Here is a 17,714-nt window from a genome sequence, read left to right on the forward strand (position 1 = left end):
GGAGAGAGATGACATGACGCAAGCGCACCGCTGGTGGGACAAGATCGCAGAAAAATATTCCAACGACCCGATCGCGGACGTGAAGTCGTGGGAATTCAAGCTGGCGAAAATCCGCGAAAACCTGACCTCCGATACGCGCCTCCTGGAATTCGGCTGCGGGACAGGCGGCACGGCGCGCCGGCTCGCTGACGCGGCCGGATCCATCCTGGCGACGGATATCTCCGGAGAAATGCTGCGAATCGCCGCGGCCCGGGGCGATGAGGAGGGGGTGACCAATATCCGCTACCAGCGCGGCGACTTTCTTGAGCTTGACCTCCCGGAAGGCGAGTTCGACGTGGTGCTCGGGATGAGCATCCTGCATCTGCTGGAGGATCGCCAGGCGGCCATGGACAAGGCCATGCGCCTGCTCAAACCGGGTGGAGTCTTCATCACCAGCACGGCCTGCCTGATGGATGGCATGTGGTTCATGGTTCCGATCCTGCCGATTGGCCGGATGCTGGGCGCCTTCCCGCCGGTAAAGGCGTTTGGCAGCAAGCGGCTGAGGCAGGAGATTGCCGATACCGGTTTCGAGCTGGACTATGAGTGGCGACCGAAGCCGTCGGCAGCGCTGTTCGTGGTGGCGCGCAAGCCAGCCGAGTGACCAAGCGCCAGCACCAGGAGACCGGGATCAAAAAATGAGCCAACACGAAGCGGCGGCCGATGCCGTAGACGAGGCACGCGGGTCCGGCTTCGCGGCCGAGCTTGAGCGCGATCAGGCGCATCGCGACAAGGCGAAGAGCGTGCAGCCATTGCGTCGCTTGCTGCCCTACATCACCCGCTATCCGGGCCTGTTGCTGGCTTTCGCGGTGTTCCTTGTGCTGGCTTCGAGCCTGACCCTGCTGTTGCCGGCGGCCTTCCGTCTGGTGGTTGATTGCGGGTTCGCCGGTGCGACACCGCCTGCATCCTGTCCGCCGTTGGGGACTGGCGATGGCCTCGGTGTCTACTTTGTCGCCGGCATGGGGGTCGCCATCCTGTTGGGGTTGGCGAGTGCCTTCCGGTTCTACTTCATCAGCCGCCTGGGCGAGCGTGTCGTTGCCGATCTGCGCCGTGATGTGTTCGGACACCTTCTTTCACTCGATGCCGGTTTCTACGCCACCACGCGGACCGGCGAGGTGTTGTCTCGCCTGACCACCGACACAACGCTGATCCAGACGGTGGTCGGATCGTCGATCTCAGTGGCCTTGCGGACCGTTGCCACCACCACCGGCGCGCTTGTCCTGATGGTCGTTGTGAGCTGGAAACTCGCCCTGTTGGTTTTGGCCCTGGGTCCGTTGATCCTGGGTCCGATCATGCTGTTCGGGCGGCGTATCCAACGGCTTTCGCGGGTCAGCCAGGACAATCTGGCCGATGCGTCGGCCCGGGCCGGTGAGACCCTGCAGGCGATCGACACGGTCCAGGCCTTCACGCGCGAGACCGAGGAGAGCCGTCGCTTCGCCGAAGCGGTAGAGATGACCTTCGCCTCGGCGATGCGTCGGATTGGCGTGCGTTCGATCATGACCGCGCTGATTTTCTCGGTGATTCTGAGCGGGTTGATCGCTGTGCTGTGGTTCGGCGCGCTGCAGGTCCAGGCCGGCGCCATGACACCGGGGGCCATGACCCAGTTCGTGATGTACGCCTTTGTGGCGGTCAGTGGTGTCGGCATGCTGACCGAGACCTATACCGAAATGATGCGGGCCGCCGGCGCGACCGAACGATTGATGGAACTGCTCGCCTCGCGCTCGACCCTGCCGGTGAACGATCCGCCTGCAACACTGGCGCAACCGGTGCGTGGCGCCATCGAATTCGAGGGCGTTTCCTTTGCCTACCCGACCCGGCCGGATGATCCGGCATTGCGGACTGTGTCCCTGACCGTCGAGCCTGGCGAAACCGTGGCGATTGTCGGTCCGTCGGGCGCCGGCAAGAGCACCTTGTTCCAGTTGATGCTGCGGCTGCATGACCCGGTCACCGGACAGGTGAGGCTGGACGGGACAGACATCAGCCTTCTCGATCCGCAGGACCTGCGGGGCAATCTGGCCATCGTGCAGCAGAATGCGCCGCTGTTTTCGGGAAGTGTGGCGGACAATATCCGTTTCGGTCGTCCCGGCGCGAGTGACGAGGAAGTCCGGGCGGCCGCACGCGCCGCCAATGCGGATGGCTTCATCGACACTTTGCCTCAGGGCTATGAAACCAGTCTGGGAGAACGCGCTGCGACCCTGTCCGGCGGCCAGCGTCAGCGTCTGGCCATCGCTCGGGCGATCCTGCGCGATGCCCCCGTATTGTTGCTGGATGAGGCCACGAGCGCGCTCGATTCCGAGAGCGAGCAACTGATCCAGGCCGCGGTCGAGCGCCTGTCCGAGGGCCGGACCACCCTGGTCATAGCCCATCGCCTTGCGACGGTCCGGTCGGCTGACCGGATCGTGGTGCTGGAGGATGGTGCGGTGGTCGATGTCGGGCAGCACGAGGCGTTGCTGAAGCGCGGCGGCCTGTACGCCCGCTATGTCGAGCTGCAATTTGGCACGGAGACGGCGCCGGCACCGGCGTGATGCCGCATCCGGGCAGCGTCGCTCCCTACTCCGGGGGCTGGTCCTGCCCGTCAGACGTGGTCTTGCCGCCATCACTTCGGACAAGGACATTGCGACCGGGTGCCTTGCGGAGGGGCTTCAGCTTGCCGTCGCCGGGTCGCCGGGCCGGAACGTCATCGCCTGAATTCTCATTGAGCCAGTCGCGCCAATTGCTCCACCACGAGCCCGGCGTCTCGCTGGCGCCGGCGATCCATTCCTCGACCGTCTCCGGCAGATCATCATTGGTCCAGTACTGGTATTTCTTCGCGTCAGGATGATTGATCACGCCGGCGATATGACCGGACCCGGCCATCATGAAACGTACCGGGCCTCCATACAGGCGCGCGGCGCGGTAGACCGACGGGTAGGGTGCAATATGGTCTTCCTTGGAGGCTTGGATGTAGACCGGCGTCTTGACCGCTCCGAGATCCAGCCTGTGCCCGCCCAGCTCCAGCTCGCCCTTGGCCAGCCGGTTGTTCTTGTAAAAATTGTCGAGATACCAGAGGTGCAGGGCCTTGGGCATCCGTGTCTGGTCGGCATTCCAGTACAGGAGGTCGAAGGCCTGAGGCTGGCGTCCCAGCATGTAGTTGTTGACCACAAAGGACCAGACCAGGTCATTGGAGCGCAGCAGGTTGAAGGTGTCGGCCATCGAGCGTCCGTCGAGAACGCCGCCCTGGCTGTCCATGATCCGCTCGATTTCCTTCATCCAGATGTCGTCGATGAAGATCAGCAGGTCGCCGGCCTTTTCAAAGTCGGACTGGGCAGCGAAGAAGGTTGCCGAGGCGATCCGGTCGCCTTGCCCTTCCGCTTCCAGCCAGGCCAGAGCCGTTGAAAGCATCGTGCCGGCGACGCAATAACCGACTGCGTTGACCGATGTTTCGCCGGTTGCTGCTTCGATGGCGTGCAGTGCTGCGAACAGGCCTTCATGCATGTAATCGTTGAAAGTCTTGTCTTTCAGCTCGGGCCCCGGATTGACCCAGGAAATCAGGAAGACCGTGAAGCCCTGACCGGTCAGCCAGCGGATCATCGAGTTCTTCTCGCGAAGGTCCATGATGTAGAACTTGTTGATCCAGGGCGGCGCGATCAGCAGCGGGCGCTGTTTCACCGTGTCGGTTGTCGGCGCGTACTGGATCAATTCCATCAGGTCGTTCTCGAACACGACCTGACCGGGGGCGGTGGCCATGTCGCGCCCGACCTGGAAGCCTTCCATGTCCGTCTGCTTCAGCGCCAGTCGGCCGTCTCCCGAGGAGAGGTCATCGAGCAGGTTCTGGAGGCCGCGCGCGAGATTCGCGCCGTGGCTCTCGACGGTCTCCCGCAGGACGTCGGGATTGGTCAGCGCGAAATTGGTGGGAGACAGGGCATCGGTCATCATCCGGGTCAGGAATTCGACCTTGCGCTTGGTGCGGTCATCGACCCCGTCGACGCTGCCGACCAGGCCCATCATGAAGTGCTGGTTGAGCAGGTATGATTGTTTGATCGCGTCGAAAACAGGATTCTCGGACCATTCGCTCGAGCGCCAGCGCTTGTCGCCCGGCTCGGGTTGGATCGCTGCGGGGCCGGGGGGCTCGCTGCCCATCATGCGCTTCGATGTATTGGACCACAGGTCGATATACCCCTTCATCAGATCCGCCTGCGCGCGCATCATCAGGTCAGGCTGGCTGGCGATCTTTTCCCAGACCTGGTGGAATTCGGGGGCGGAATGGAACGGATCGGCATTCGGCAGGACGGGGTCCCCCTCGAGCGCCTTGCTCATCACGTCGGACAGGAGTTTCTGGGATTTGAGCGAGGCCTGCATCATGTTGCGGGAGACCTCATCGAGCGTTTCCAGCTCTTTTGCGGTCATGGCGCTCCAACCATTGCTGTCGGATGCCGAACTGCCTTTTTCCGACTTTTCGCTCATGGTGGTCCCTTGTTATCAACGGGTGACTCAGACCCGTATCAGCGTATAGAAAGCGCGACGCGCGTCCAGCGCGAGGAGAGCTCATGCAACACGTCCCCTGCGTCCTGTCCATCACGCTCCTCTTGGGAGGTTGTGCGGTGATTGAAATGCCGACCGCCGAGGTCCGGCATCCCGATTGGGTCGAGGACCGGCTGGACAATGCCGGGGATGGACGTCGCGCACCGGCGGTGGTACCGGTAACATCGCTGGCCAGCGGCGAGGGTGAGGCGATGGATGACGCTGCCCGGCGACTGTTGGCGGAGAAAGCCGAGATGGAAGCGGCGGCAGCCCGCCAGACCGAGGCCAACCAGCGCGGTTCGGCCGAGGATTTTGTGACCGATGGGCAGGCCCGCACCGAGCCGCCCCAGCAATAACAGAGACGACACCTGCCGGACCGGAACCGTGCAGGCATGCAAGGAAGACGACATGAGCGATACCCAAGCCCTGACCAATCTGGCCTTCCACGCGGTTCGGGCCGCCGAAAGTGCCGCCGTTGCGGCCTGTGACTGGATCGGACGCGGGGAAAAGGAATTGGCAGACCAGGCCGCGGTCGACGCGCTGCGCACCGGCCTCAACGCCATGCCGATGAAGGGCCGGATCGTGATCGGCGAGGGCGAGCGCGATGAAGCGCCGATGCTGTTTATCGGCGAGGAAGTGGGTACCGGTGAGGGACCCGAGATCGACATCGCCCTGGACCCGCTGGAGGGGACCACGCTGACCGCCAAGGGGCAGGCCAATGCGCTGGTCCTGGTGTCATTCGCCCTGCGGGGTGGTCTGCTGCATGCTCCTGATACTTACATGGACAAGATCGCGGTCGGTCCGGGTCTGCCGGAGGGTGTGGTCGATCTTGATGCGTCGCCCGCTGACAATGTCCGCAACCTGGCCAAGGCCAAGGGTGTCGAGACGTCTGAAATCACGGTCTGCATCCTGGAGCGCGAGCGCCATCAGCCGATCATTGACGGTGTGAAGGCCGCCGGCGGTCGTATCCGGTTGATCCCGGATGGCGATGTCGCGGGTGGCATGGGCACGGCCGGGCTGGGAGCTGGCGTCGACATGTATATCGGTCAGGGCGGGGCGCCGGAAGGCGTGTTGCTGGCGTCAGCCCTGCGCTGTATCGGCGGGCAAATGCAGGCGCGCCTCGTTTTCCGCAATGATGACGAGCGGGCCCGCGCCGCACGGACCGGCGTGACCGATCTCGATCGCAAGTATGATGTGGCCGAACTCGCCGCCAGCCACTGCCTCTTCGTGGCCGCCGGTGTCACCGATGGTGATCTGGTTGACGGGGTCAGCTTTTCTGGCGGCATGGCGCACACCCATACGCTTTTGCTCGACTCAGCCGATCATTCGATCCGCCGTATCCGGTCAGCCCGACCGGTTGCCTGAATGCAGGTGATTTGATTGCGGCGCCTTGATTGATGGTGTGATGCTCGAAGAAACGCTGAACGAAACAGACGGCTCATCTCCACTCCTGGGGGTGAGCCGTTCGCTTTCCGGAAAGCGTTGGCGATTGCGCGAGGCGGATGAGGGCGACGTCGTGACGATCGCCCGTCAGCAGTCGATACCCGACGCCCTGGCGCGAGTGATGGCGGCGCGGGGGATCACGCCCGGGACGGCAGCCGGCTACCTGTCGCCGCGATTGCGTGATAGCTTCCCGGACCCGTCGGACTTCGCGGACATGGACAAGGCGGCCGGTCTGGTCTGGGATGCGATCGACGCGGAACGCCCGATGGCGGTGTTCGCCGATTACGACGTTGATGGCGCCACCTCGGCAGCCCAGCTGATCCGCTATTTCCGACATTTCGGCCGGACCGCCGACATTTATGTCCCCGACCGGGTCGAGGAGGGGTATGGCCCTTCCGGCGCGGCCTTCGAGACCTTGAAGGCGCGTGGCGCTGAACTGGTCATCACCGTGGATTGCGGTGCCGCGGCCCACGCCGCGCTGGCGCATGCCGCGTCGATCGGTCTGGATGTTATCGTGATCGACCATCACCTGATGGATGCCGACATGCCGCCCGCCTCGGCGCTGGTGAACCCGAACCGGTCGGACGACCGGTCCGGTTGTGGACACCTGGCGGCCGCTGGTGTGACCTTCGTCTTTCTCGCCGCGCTCAACCGGGAAGGTCGTCGCCGGGGCCTCATCACCCCGGACAATGAGCCCAGCCTGCTCGACTGGATCGATCTGGCGGCGCTCGGAACCATTTGCGACGTGGTGCCCCTGACCGGGGTCAACCGCGCGATCACCGCACAGGGGCTGAAGGCCATGGGCGGCTGGCGCCATCTCGGCCTGCGCTGCCTGGCAGAGGCTTCCGGCGTTGAAGGCGAGGCCGGTACCTATCATGCCGGCTTCCTGATCGGGCCGCGGATCAATGCCGGTGGCCGGGTCGGTCGGGCCGATCTGGGCGCGACCTTACTGACGACAGAGGATGAGACCCTGGCACGGCGCATTGCCGGCGAGCTTGATGGTCTCAACACCGAACGCCGGGCGATTGAAGCCGACGTGCTTGAGGCGGCTTCGCAGCAGCTGGAGGGGCAGGCCGCTGACCGGGCGATCCTGATCGCTGCGGGTGAGGGCTGGCATCCCGGGGTGATCGGCGTCGTCGCCGGGCGCCTCAAGGAACGCTTTGACAAGCCGGTGATTGTCATCGGAATTGACCGCGAGGCTCAGCCGCCAGTGGGCAAGGGCTCCGGCCGATCGGTACCGGGGGTCAATCTGGGAGGCGCCATCGCGGCTGCGCGCGAGGCCGGTCTGCTGACATCCGGAGGCGGTCACGCCATGGCCGGCGGGCTCAGCATGGATCCGGACCGGATAACTGAATTGGTGGCCTTCCTTGACGAGCGCCTGGCTCCGGAACTCGCTGCCGCGGCTGACGAGATGGCGTTGAAGGCGGACGGTGTCCTGACGGCTTCCGGTGTCACCCTCGAGCTTGCCAGAATGCTGGAGCGTGCCGCCCCGTTCGGTCAGGGCAATGCCGAACCGCGCTTCGTCCTGCCGGGCATGCGGGTCAGTTTTGCCAAGCGGGTCGGAACCGACCACGTGCGCTTTACCCTGAGTGACCCGGACAGCCGGCGCGTGGACGGGATTTGTTTTCGCTGTGCCGATACACCGATCGGTGAGGCGTTGTTGGCCGCCGGGCCAGGCTTGTTCCATGCCTTCGGTCGACTTAAACTGGACGCTTGGCAGGGTCGCGAGCGTGTCCAGCTTCACTTGGAAGATCTTTCAACTGCAGCTCGATGACATTTTGCGGAAATCCCGCTTGCAAGGTCGCTCAGGCTTTTCTATACGACGGCCCTCACATCGCTGCGGTCCCTTCGTCTATCGGTTAGGACGCCAGGTTTTCAACCTGGAAAGAGGGGTTCGATTCCCCTAGGGACTGCCACGATGTTCTTCCCCACACGAATGGCTTTCAGTCGACCCTCACCAAGCGCGCGTGCGCACGGGTTTGCGTCGTTGCATGCCGCAGGCTATAGGCCGACACCGAATACGACACAGGAGTTCAGGCATGGCGCATTTGTCGACCAAATCCTATGGCAATGAACGCGGACTGACCTGTTGCTCCCGGCAATGGGCAGCCGACAGCCATTGCGCCCTGCTTCATGGCTATTCATTCGGGTTCAATTTCGTGTTTGCCGCCGAACAGCTGGACAAGCGCGGCTGGGTCCTGGATTTCGGCAAGGGTGGATTTGGGCCGATCAAGGACTGGCTGCATGACATGTTCGACCATACGATTCTTGTCGCCGAGGATGATCCCGAGCGGGCGGTCCTCGAGGCTCTGGGTGAGCGGGGACTGGCCCGCGTCAAGGTGGTGGCCGGCACCAGTTGCGAGCGCATGGCCGAGATGGCTTTCAACAAGGCGTCCGAAGTCGTCCGGGCGGCAACGGGTGGGCGGTGCTGGGTCGAGTCCGTGGAATGCTCCGAACACGCATCCAACTCTGCCATCTATCGCTCGGCCACCGCGATGACGCGGCTGGTCGAAGTCGAACGCATGCATGACGATCTGGCTGATGATTGATTCGTGATTGACCGTCCACGGACGGTATTTCGATCGACAGACCCCGGATCTGTGGGATGTACCCGCAAACGCTGACCGGATAATTCGCCTTTGAGGCGAAAAATAGCAGGTCGTGAATATGTTATCACAATCGCATCAGGTAGCGTGGGGAAATCAGTCTGGCCACAAGATATTGTGGCTTAAGTCCTGAGAATGGATTTCAGTATCAATATTTGGAATACTTGTTATGCAACCAAGCGCCGGTTTCACCTTCTCTTAACAATGTCATTTGTGTAACAATCATTCGCTCGAGGGTTGTTTAAGCGAGTGACATTATGGTTTTGGCTCACGAAGTCTTTGAAGACACAGAGATGCTTGAGCTCGAAGGCCGGGTAAAATGGTACGATCCGGCTCGGGGCTACGGGTTCATCGATGCAAGCGACGGTCAGGGTGACATTCTCCTTCACGCCAGTTGCTTGAGACGGTTCGGTCAGGGGCCGGCCCTGCCGAATGCAAAAATCCTTTGCAAGGCGGTCCAGGGTGACAAGGGCCGTCAGGCGGTCGAGCTGGTCGAGATGACCGGCGGCGACAGCGAAACCGAGGCGCGCCCGAGACGTTTCCATCCCTACGCAGTGGTCAACACGCCGTTCTGTGATGCGGTGGTGAAGTGGTTCGACGCATTGCGAGGCTATGGCTTCGTCACCTGTGACGATGTCGAGGGCGATGTTTTCCTGCACGCCGCGACGCTGCGCCGTGCCGGTTTCGAGGACATCCAGCCGGGTGACCGCCTGGAAGTCCGGTGTGTCGAGGGGCCCAAAGGGGCGCTGGCCGCCGAGATCAAGGCCGCCGGACTGGCGTGAATTCAGTCGGGAGGGGGGCGGAGCATTCCGGCCTGGCGGGCGAAGAGCGCTGCGGCACGCCTTGCGTTTGGGCGTTGCGTCCATTCGGGCCCGCAGCTAGGTTCCGGCCATGCGCAATCTGATCCTTTCCAGCCTTCTGGCTTTTGGCGTTGCTGCCGCCGCTTCGGCCCAGCAGCCCGCTTCCCAACCTGTTGCAGATCCCACCTCCCAGGACGCCGAAGTCGCCTTTGGTGGGCCCGACCGCGTTGTGATCAGCACGGCGAGTGGGGATGAGCATGTGATCATGGCCGAGATCGCTTCGACGCCGGCGCAGAAACAGCGCGGCATGATGTGGCGTGAGGCGGTCGAGCCCGGCACCGGTATGCTGTTCGAATATGCGCCGGCCGAAACCGCTTCCATGTGGATGAGAAACACGCTGGTCGACCTCGATCTCGTTTTCATTGATCCGGATGGGCAGGTCGTGAAGATCATTGCCTTTGCCCAAGCGGAATCACTGCGCAGTCTGGGATCGGACGCGATTGTTGGCGGAGTGCTTGAACTGGGCGCCGGTCAGGCCGTTGCCATGGGAATCCGTCCCGGCGATACCATCCAGCACGCCATTTTCGGCAATGACGGTGCCGATGCAGCGCCGGTCGATGAGAGTGATGCTGCACTCGATGCACCTGCCGACGCTCAGTAGGCTTGCCTTAAGGCGAGAGCGCTTACATAAGGTCAGTCAGTCGGGGCGTGGCGCAGTCTGGTAGCGCATTCGCTTTGGGAGCGAAGGGTCGCAAGTTCGAATCTTGCCGCCCCGACCAGTTGTCCGGGAGCTCAACCGGACAAGGCGCCAGGCGGGTATTGGCGTGACGAGGATTTGACTGGGAGAGGCGAATGTTCGCAAAGATTTACCGTCCCGCTCGCAATGCGATGCAATCCGGCCGCGGCAAGACCAAGCGCTGGGTGCTCGAATTTTCTCCGGAAATGGCCAAAAAGCCGGATCCGCTGATGGGTTGGACCTCTTCTTCCGACATGCGCGGCCAGATCAAGCTCGATTTCGACAGCCAGGACGACGCTGTGGCCTACGCCAAGCGTCAGGGCATTCCCTTCCAGGTGGTCGAACCCCAAGAGCCCAAGCGCTATACCAAGTCCTATTCCGAGAATTTTTCGGCGGACCGCAAACAGCCCTGGTCGCACTAGCGCTGACCGTCCGGATTTCCGCTTCCGTAGCTCAACCGGATAGAGCGCCCGCCTTCTAAGCGGATGGTTGCAGGTTCGAGTCCTGCCGGAAGCGCCATTTCCTGTGTTTCACATCATTTCGCGCGCGCAAACCTAGGCATCGGCTGGCTGTCGGAGATAGCCGAACATGTGGGCGACATAATCCGCCTTGCCCAATTCAACGCCTTGCTGGCGCAGGATCGCGTAGGCCATGGTGATGTGGAAGTAAAATTGGGGCAGGGCCCAGTCGCGAGCATAGGTTTTGCCGTCGAGGTCGAAGGCGAGGCCCATGGGAAGCTCCAGCGCCAGGGGCTGATCGGCAGCCTTGTCCATATCGTCTGCAACAAACGCGTCCAGGGCTGTCACAGCCTCGTCGATGCGTTTCAGGGCGTCGGTCATGCTGCCCGGGTTTTCGCCGCCATTCCGGCCCTCTTCGAGCAGGATGTCGAGAGCTTCGGGAAAGTCCTGGTGGCTCAGCCGGTGCCCGCCTTCATGGGCCTGGAGGCAGGCAAAGCGGATCTGGGTCGACAACGGGAACATGTCCGGTGCCAGGCGCGCTGCCATCAGTGCGTCGCGATCATCAACCTGTTCCGAGGCCTTTTCCAGCCAAGAGGCGAGTCCTTTGAGCATTTGCCGATAGGTGGGGATGAGGGTTTCGCTGAGTGTCATGGACATCTTTTCCAATTTGCATATTCGGGCGGTCGGGGCACGGACCGTGCTCCCGTCAATTCACGGCGTTGAAACCGCGCGCCAGGTCCGCGATCAAATCTTCCGGCGCTTCCAGGCCGATCGACAGTCGGATCAGGGCGCCTTCATGCTTGTGGTCAGTCTTGGTGCGCTTCAATTGCGGGTCGCAATGGATGGCGAGGCTCTCATATCCGCCCCAGGAAAAGCCCATTCCGAACACCTCCAGGGCGTCGAGGAAATGCTCCGAGGTCGCGATGTCCCAGCCGGGCACTTCAAAGGCGAACAGGCCACAGGCGCCGGTGAAATCGCGCTTGAAAAGGGCGTGGTCGGGATGGTCGGGCCGGGCCGGATGGCGAATGGCGCCAACCTCTGAGCGCGCCGCCAGCCAGTCGGCAATGGCCAGACTGCTCTCGGCGCTACGCTGCATTCTTACGCCCATCGAGCGCAGGCCTCGCAGGGCGAGATAGGCGTCGTCCGGGCCGGTGTGGAAGCCAAAGGCCCGTTCGGTGGTCTGCAGGCGCTGGAACAGGGCGTCGTCACGCGCGACCACGGCGCCCATCAGCAGGTCGGAATGGCCGCCGACATATTTGGTCAGTGCCTGGACCGCGTAGTCGACGCCCAGTTGCAGCGGTTTCATCGTCAGCCCGGCACTCCAGGTGTCGTCGATGATGGTGATGACACCTTTCTCTCTTGCCACCTTGGCGATGGCCGGAACGTCCTGCATTTCCATGGTCAAGGAACCGGGGCTTTCCAGCAGGATGGCCTGGGTCTCATCGGTGATGAGGTCGCCGATCTCCGCCCCCATTTGCGGGGCGAAGAAGCGCGTCCTGACGCCATAGCGCGACATCTGGGTGGTCAGGAAATTACGCACCGGACCATAGATGCAATCGGCTGCGAGGACTTCCCCGCCCGCCTCGGTGGCAGCGAGGATGGACAGGGTGTTGGCCATCAGGCCGGACGAGGTGAGGGCGCAGCCGGCCCCGCCCTGCAGCTCGGTCAGCGCGCCACGCAGCGCGTCATGGGTTTCCAGTCCGACCCGGCCATAATGCTTTCGGCCCGGCGGGAAGTCATAGAGCGCGGAGGCTGACGGGGCGAGCATGGTTGAACCACGCGCCACCGACGGATTCACCTGGCCGCGATCATCATGCGGCCGCCCGAGGCGTGTCAGTCTGGTATCGTCCTTCATGATGGCGCACGTCCTGTTTCAATTTCGGTGTCGGGACGGCTGCCCCATTCGCTCCAGGAGCCATCATAGACGGCTGATTCCCGGCCCAGGCAATCCAGTGCCAGTGACAGGATGCAGGCCGTGACCCCGGAGCCACAGCTGGTGATCACCGGCTTGTCGGGGTCCAGCCCGGCCTCATCGAACAGCTTCGGGTCGACCTGTAGCTTGCCGTCCCGGTCGAGTAATTTGGTGTAGGGGAGGTTGCGGGCTCCAGGCATGTGGCCGCCGCGCATGCCTTCGCGCGGTTCCGGCACCCTTGCGGCGAAGCGGGCCTTGCCGCGCGAATCGAAGATCTGAGCGCCCCCGGTTCGAATGGCAGTTTGCACGCCGTCCCGGTCAACAAGGCGGTCCGGCCGCAAACGGGCGACGAAGTCACCGGGTTCCGGTTCGGGGGCATGATCGCTGTTGATGGGGCCACCGGCCGCGACCCAGGCTGGCAGCCCGCCATCGAGAACCTGAACCTCGGTGTGGCCCATGGCCGTGAACATCCACCAGACCCGGGCGGCGCTGAACAGGCCGTACCGGTCATAGACGATCAGACGGCTGTCGCGGTTGATGCCCATGGCCTGTGCATGTCGCGTGAACGTGTCGGCGTCCGGCAGCATGTGCGGAAGTGGATTGGCGGTGTCGCGGATCTCGTCGATGTCAAAATGGCGACTGCCCGGAATGCATCCATTGGCGCCATCCTGCGGACCGGCGGGAAAGGTCCAGCTGCCATCGATAAATACGGTTCGGGCGTCACCCGATCGGGCGATCGCGTCGGAGGCGGCGATCAGGGAATTCGGCATCACCTCAGCCAGCCCGGCACAGGCAGGCCCTTCTCACGAAGAAAGTCCGGATTGTAGAGCTTGGACTGATAGCGGGCGCCGTGGTCACAAAGGATGGTGACAATGGTGTGGCCCGGTCCCAGATCGCGCGCCAGGCGCATGGCGCCGGCGATATTGACACCCGACGAACCGCCAAGGCACAGGCCTTCTTCCTGGACCAGATTGAAAATGAGCGGCAGGGCCTCCTCGTCATTGATCCGGTAGGCGCGATCGACAGCAACGCCGTCGAGATTGGCGGTGACCCGGCTCTGCCCGATACCCTCGGTAATCGAATTGCCTTCGGCTTTCAGGACACCGTCGGTGTAAAATCCATAGAGGGCCGCGCCGCCCGGATCGGCCAAGCCGATCTGCACCGAAGCGCGCTTCGCTTTCAGCCCGTTCGATACACCGCCCAGTGTTCCGCCCGAACCGACCGAACAGATGAAGCCGTCCAGCCTGCCATCGGTCTGCTCCCAGATTTCCTGCGCTGTTGTGGCCGCATGGAAATCGCGATTGGCGACATTGTCGAACTGGTTGGCCCAGACCGCACCATTGGGTTCGCTCTGATTGAGCTCGGCCGCCAGCGTGCCCGAATAGCGTGCGTAGTGATTGGGATTGGCGTAGGGCACCGCATCGACCTCGATCAATTCGGCACCCAGCAGGCGGATGGCGTCCTTTTTCTCGCGCGACTGGGTGCGCGGAAAGACGATCACCACTCGATAGCCCAGGGCCGCGCCGACCAGGGCGAGACCTATACCGGTATTGCCGGCGGTGCCCTCGACGATCGTGCCGCCCGGGCGCAGGGCGCCGCTGGCCTCGGCCGCGCGGATGATCCCCAGCGCCGCGCGGTCCTTGATCGAACCGCCCGGATTGAGAAACTCGGCCTTGCCCAGGATTTCGCATCCGGTTGCCTCGGAGGCAGCCTTGAGGCGCAGGAGTGGCGTATTGCCGATCAAATCGATGACGCTGGCAGCGTGGGACACGAGGCAGATCTCCTGAATTGCAAAGGACGGCAGTTATTTGGGTGTCGCGGATGGCGAAGAAAATGGCAAGGGCTGCAATCCGGATGATCGCTCTGTGCGTAGAACCATCATGATCAACACCCGAACCCGTTTCCCCCTGATGGTCGCCGGCGGCCTGGTTGCGCTGAGTCTCGCACCGCCCGCCCTGGGCGACACGCCCGGCGACGTCGCCTTTGATGTCTACCGCAACGGCTCACCCTTTGGTCAGCATGTGGTGCGGTTTGATGATCAGGCCGACGGCTCCCTCCAGGTCATGGTCGATATCGAGTTGCGGGTCGGCTTCGGCCCATTGACCGTCTTTCGCTATGAACATGAAGCCGAGGAGATCTGGGTTGAAGAAGACCTTGTCAGCCTGTCGGCATCGACCTTGAAGGATGGTGAGCGGGTCCAAGTCCGCCTCACACGCAGCGATACCCGCGATGAGGGTCTGGCGGGCCTGGTCCCGTCCAGTCACTGGTCCGGCTACCCGCCCGGCCTGCCGGCGGTGCTGAACACAGAGACCGGCGAGCCGATGCCGGTCGAGATCGAGGAATTTGGCATCGAGTCGATCCGGACCGAGGCGGGACAGATTGATGCCCGCCGGATACGGATGACCGGATCGGTTGTGGTCGATCTCTGGTATGATCTGAACGGCCGCTGGGTTGGCTGTGCCTTTTCCGTGCGTGGGCAAGATATCGAATACCGTCTGCGCGACAGCTAGTCGTTGAGGGCCGGCTCGTAAACGGCTTCGGCGCGGGCTTTCATTGTCTGGTAGGCCTCCAGCGCCTGCTCACGGCCGGTTTTCAAGTCCTTGACTGGTGCGGGATAGGTCTCGCCCAAGGTGATGCCGGCAGCGCGCAACTCGGCTGCCGGACGGGTCCAGGGGGCGTGAACGGACTTGCCGGACAGGCCCGACAGTTCCGGCACCCAGCGGTGAACATAATCGCCCTGCGGGTCGAACCGTTCACTTTGTGTCACCGGATTGAAGATCCGGAAGTAGGGCGCGGCATCGGCGCCGGAGCCTGCCACCCATTGCCAGCTGGCGGCATTCACATTCAGGTCGGCATCGACAAGCGTGTCCTCGAACCAGGCCATGCCGTCGCGCCAGTGTACGCCCAGATGCTTGATCAGGAAGGACGCGGTAATCATCCGGACCCGGTTGTGCATCCACCCGGTCGTCCACAATTGGCGCATGCCGGCATCGACAATGGGGATCCCGGTCTGGCCGCGCTTCCACGCCTCCAGCCCCGCCGCATTGCTGCGCCAGGGGAAGTGATCGAACTGGCGGTTGAAATTTTCGATCCGCAGGCTGCCGAAATGATGGGCAAGATAGATGGCAAAGTCGCGCCAACCCAGCTCGGACAGGAATTTTTCGGCGCCCTGGAAACTGCCGCCGCGTTCGGCATGGTCGCGGACCGTATGCCAGATCATGCGCGGCGAGATTTCGCCCCAGGCCAGATGCGGCGACAGGCGCGATGTCCCGTCCTCGTCCGGGCGGTCACGCGATTGCGGGTAGCCGGCAAGGTCATTGGCCAGGAAGGTCTCGAGCCTGTTGAGGGCGCCGTCTTCGCCCGGTTCCCAGTCCGCGCTGAAACTACTGGCCCAGTCGGGGGCTTGGGGGCGCAGGCCCCAGTCGTCCAGCTGGTCACTGGCGATAGCAGCGACATCCGGCAGTCTGTCCGGGGCTGGCAGTGGGGCTGACGGCTCTGGCGCGCGCAGGCAGGCTTTCCAGAACGGGGTGAAAACGCGGTAGGGCTTGCCGCTGCCATTGAGATGGGTTGCCGGGTTGAACAGGATGCCGGCGGCGAAGCCACGTGCTTTCACGCCGGCGTCGGCGAGCCGGGCCGCCAGCGCCGTGTCGGCGCTGTCGCTGGCCGGATTGTCGCCCCGGTTCCAATAGACTTCCGTGCTGCCTGTTTCCTCGCACAGGCGGACCAGTTCGCTGATCGTGTCGCCCCGCCGCAGAACAAGCTGTCCCCCCCGTTGGCGGATCGACTCCGACAATGCTGCCAGTGAATGATGCTGCCACCATTGCGAGGCCCGTCCGGGGGCCAGTTGCGCAACCCGATCCGGGTCTTCAATAAAAACGCAGACCACCGGCCGGCCACTGCGGACCGCCGCCCACAGCGCAGGATTGTCGTGCAGTCGCAGGTCTCGCCGAAACCAGACCAGGGCTGTTGCGGTGGCGCTTGAACTTGCCATTCCTGTCCTGTCGCTCAATAAGGGCCTTGTCGGTCTACGTTGCGGACCCGATATCGGATCAGTCGCTCAGCAGCGGCCCGCTCGGCGCCCATCGCCGACAGGAATTTGCGTATCCACGAAGGAGACACCGCGTGAGCCAGGTCAATTCTGTGATTTCCATCCCGCGCCCCGGTCAGAGCCCGATCGAGATCGGCAATGACCGCAAGCTCTCCATCATCGCGGGGCCGTGTCAGCTCGAGAGCCGGCAGCATGGGCTGGATGTGTCCGCCCAGCTCCGCGAGATCGCCGACCGGCTGGATGTCGGCCTGATCTATAAAACCTCATTCGACAAGGCCAACCGCACAAGTGCCAGCGCCCAGCGCGGCCTTGGACTTGAGGCGTCGCTGCCGGTGTTTCAGGAAATCCGTGAAACCAGCGGGTTGCCGGTATTGACCGATGTGCACAGCGAAGAACAGGCGCGGATTGCCGCGACAGCTGTTGATGTGTTGCAGATCCCGGCCTTCCTGTGCCGCCAGACCGATCTCCTCATCGCCGCCGCCAAGACCGGCAAGCCGATCAATGTGAAGAAGGGGCAATTCCTGGCGCCCTGGGACATGAAGAATGTGATCGAGAAGATCGCGGCAGCGGGCAATCCCGACATCATGGCCTGCGAGCGCGGTGCCAGCTTTGGTTACAACACGCTTGTTTCCGACATGCGCTCCCTGCCGATCATGGCACAGTTCGGCGCTCCGGTGGTGTTCGACGCGACCCACTCGGTGCAGCAACCGGGCGGGCAGGGTACATCGTCGGGTGGTCAGCGTGAATTCGTGCCGACCCTGGCTCGCGCCGCTGTCGCGGTCGGCGTGGCGGCGGTCTTCATCGAGACCCATCCGGACCCAGACAACGCGCCGTCGGACGGCCCCAACATGGTGCCGCTGGGCGAGTTTGAAGCGCTGGTAAAGCGTCTGCTGGAGTTTGACGCCCTCGCCAAGGGCTACTGAGCGGTCAAAAGTCCCGCCGGTCCGGTATCGGCACGACCGGGGCGTCATCCACGTCCTCGATGAGATCGAGAGGCGGCGCCCATCGCCGTTCTTCCTGCAGGATGCTGGTCAGCGCGAAGGTGCGCTGGGCGACGTCCAGGCGCAGGTCTTCGTAAAACAGGTTGAAGGGCGGCTCGCGGAAGTCCTCGGCGAGGCGGTGCGGGCGTTGCAGATCGCGATGGCGGGGCTCTTCGACAAACAACACCCCGTCGG

Annotated in this window: 17 protein-coding genes, 3 tRNA genes and 1 pseudogene; 14 read left to right on the forward strand and 7 right to left on the reverse strand. The window is 63.2% G+C overall.

Going from position 1 to position 17,714, the window contains the following annotated elements; translation table 11 throughout:
• The first annotated feature begins 13 nt into the window (after window positions 1-13).
• Both ACN0X9_RS08975 and ACN0X9_RS08980 read left to right on the forward strand, forming a co-directional pair.
• Window positions 14-640, forward strand: coding sequence for a class I SAM-dependent methyltransferase (locus tag ACN0X9_RS08975; RefSeq protein ID WP_417487273.1), 627 nt, complete (start codon window positions 14-16; stop codon window positions 638-640).
• Between the two features lie 34 nt (window positions 641-674).
• Window positions 675-2,561, forward strand: coding sequence for an ABC transporter transmembrane domain-containing protein (locus ACN0X9_RS08980; protein ID WP_417487274.1), 1,887 nt, complete (start codon window positions 675-677; stop codon window positions 2,559-2,561).
• Between the two features lie 25 nt (window positions 2,562-2,586).
• Here ACN0X9_RS08980 and phaC read toward each other — a convergent pair whose 3' ends face one another.
• On the reverse strand, window positions 2,587-4,479 hold the full coding sequence (phaC, locus tag ACN0X9_RS08985) for a class I poly(R)-hydroxyalkanoic acid synthase (protein ID WP_417487275.1): 1,893 nt from the start codon (window positions 4,477-4,479) through the stop codon (window positions 2,587-2,589).
• A gap of 83 nt (window positions 4,480-4,562) precedes the next feature.
• Between phaC and ACN0X9_RS08990 the strand changes: the two genes are divergently transcribed.
• From ACN0X9_RS08990 to ACN0X9_RS09035, 10 genes are all read left to right on the forward strand, one after another.
• Complete coding sequence (locus tag ACN0X9_RS08990) at window positions 4,563-4,892, forward strand: hypothetical protein (RefSeq protein WP_417487276.1); 330 nt, start codon at window positions 4,563-4,565, stop codon at window positions 4,890-4,892.
• A 52-nt stretch (window positions 4,893-4,944) separates the two neighbouring features.
• Entirely contained in the window at window positions 4,945-5,901 is a 957-nt protein-coding gene (gene glpX / locus ACN0X9_RS08995) for a class II fructose-bisphosphatase (RefSeq protein WP_417487277.1), read from the forward strand.
• Window positions 5,902-5,941: 40 nt separating this feature from the next.
• Window positions 5,942-7,753, forward strand: a complete 1,812-nt coding sequence (recJ, locus tag ACN0X9_RS09000) for a single-stranded-DNA-specific exonuclease RecJ (RefSeq protein WP_417487278.1) — start codon at window positions 5,942-5,944, stop codon at window positions 7,751-7,753.
• A gap of 67 nt (window positions 7,754-7,820) precedes the next feature.
• A tRNA-Glu gene (locus ACN0X9_RS09005) sits at window positions 7,821-7,895 on the forward strand.
• 123 nt (window positions 7,896-8,018) lie between these two features.
• Window positions 8,019-8,528, forward strand: coding sequence for a 6-pyruvoyl trahydropterin synthase family protein (locus ACN0X9_RS09010; RefSeq protein WP_417487279.1), 510 nt, complete (start codon window positions 8,019-8,021; stop codon window positions 8,526-8,528).
• A 350-nt stretch (window positions 8,529-8,878) separates the two neighbouring features.
• Window positions 8,879-9,367 carry a cold-shock protein gene (locus ACN0X9_RS09015; protein ID WP_417487280.1) on the forward strand — a complete coding sequence of 163 codons (489 nt, stop codon included), beginning with the start codon at window positions 8,879-8,881 and terminating at the stop codon, window positions 9,365-9,367.
• 109 nt (window positions 9,368-9,476) lie between these two features.
• The gene (locus ACN0X9_RS09020) at window positions 9,477-10,046 is read left to right on the forward strand and encodes a DUF192 domain-containing protein (protein ID WP_417487281.1); all 570 of its coding nucleotides are present in this window, start codon (window positions 9,477-9,479) and stop codon (window positions 10,044-10,046) included.
• A 41-nt stretch (window positions 10,047-10,087) separates the two neighbouring features.
• Window positions 10,088-10,164, forward strand: a tRNA-Pro gene (locus ACN0X9_RS09025).
• A 73-nt stretch (window positions 10,165-10,237) separates the two neighbouring features.
• The gene (locus tag ACN0X9_RS09030; protein ID WP_417487282.1) at window positions 10,238-10,543 is read left to right on the forward strand and encodes an ETC complex I subunit; all 306 of its coding nucleotides are present in this window, start codon (window positions 10,238-10,240) and stop codon (window positions 10,541-10,543) included.
• Window positions 10,544-10,563: 20 nt separating this feature from the next.
• Window positions 10,564-10,640 (forward strand) — tRNA-Arg (locus tag ACN0X9_RS09035).
• Between the two features lie 35 nt (window positions 10,641-10,675).
• On the opposite strand, the gene ACN0X9_RS09040 is transcribed toward ACN0X9_RS09035, so the two are convergent.
• The 4 genes from ACN0X9_RS09040 to ACN0X9_RS09055 are packed head-to-tail and all read right to left on the reverse strand — an operon-like array spanning window position 10,676 to window position 14,262.
• Complete coding sequence (locus tag ACN0X9_RS09040; protein ID WP_417487283.1) at window positions 10,676-11,230, reverse strand: DUF1993 domain-containing protein; 555 nt, start codon at window positions 11,228-11,230, stop codon at window positions 10,676-10,678.
• A gap of 55 nt (window positions 11,231-11,285) precedes the next feature.
• Window positions 11,286-12,434, reverse strand: coding sequence for a cystathionine beta-lyase (metC, locus tag ACN0X9_RS09045; RefSeq protein WP_417487284.1), 1,149 nt, complete (start codon window positions 12,432-12,434; stop codon window positions 11,286-11,288).
• A complete protein-coding gene (locus tag ACN0X9_RS09050; protein WP_417487285.1) occupies window positions 12,431-13,261 on the reverse strand; it encodes a sulfurtransferase in 831 nt (276 codons plus the stop codon). Before ACN0X9_RS09050 ends, metC begins: the two co-directional genes overlap by 4 nt.
• Window positions 13,261-14,262, reverse strand: coding sequence for a cysteine synthase A (locus tag ACN0X9_RS09055; RefSeq protein ID WP_417487286.1), 1,002 nt, complete (start codon window positions 14,260-14,262; stop codon window positions 13,261-13,263). The genes ACN0X9_RS09050 and ACN0X9_RS09055 overlap by 1 nt, the downstream gene beginning before the upstream one ends.
• 109 nt (window positions 14,263-14,371) lie before the next feature.
• Here ACN0X9_RS09055 and ACN0X9_RS09060 point away from each other — a divergent pair, with 109 nt between their 5' ends.
• A complete protein-coding gene (locus tag ACN0X9_RS09060) occupies window positions 14,372-15,001 on the forward strand; it encodes a DUF6134 family protein (protein WP_417487287.1) in 630 nt (209 codons plus the stop codon).
• Here ACN0X9_RS09060 and ACN0X9_RS09065 read toward each other — a convergent pair.
• Window positions 14,998-16,482, reverse strand: coding sequence for a cryptochrome/photolyase family protein (locus ACN0X9_RS09065; RefSeq protein WP_417487288.1), 1,485 nt, complete (start codon window positions 16,480-16,482; stop codon window positions 14,998-15,000). The genes ACN0X9_RS09060 and ACN0X9_RS09065 overlap by 4 nt on opposite strands.
• Before the next feature lie 131 nt (window positions 16,483-16,613).
• On the opposite strand from ACN0X9_RS09065, the gene kdsA reads away from it, so the two are divergent.
• Entirely contained in the window at window positions 16,614-17,462 is an 849-nt protein-coding gene (gene kdsA, locus ACN0X9_RS09070) for a 3-deoxy-8-phosphooctulonate synthase (RefSeq protein ID WP_417487289.1), read from the forward strand.
• 4 nt (window positions 17,463-17,466) lie between these two features.
• On the opposite strand, the pseudogene ACN0X9_RS09075 reads toward kdsA, so the two are convergent.
• A pseudogene (locus tag ACN0X9_RS09075) lies at window positions 17,467-17,714 on the reverse strand (DUF3089 domain-containing protein); the annotation flags it as partial.

The organism is Maricaulis sp. (genome assembly GCF_048268525.1).
Taxonomy (GTDB): Bacteria; Pseudomonadota; Alphaproteobacteria; order Caulobacterales; family Maricaulaceae; genus Maricaulis.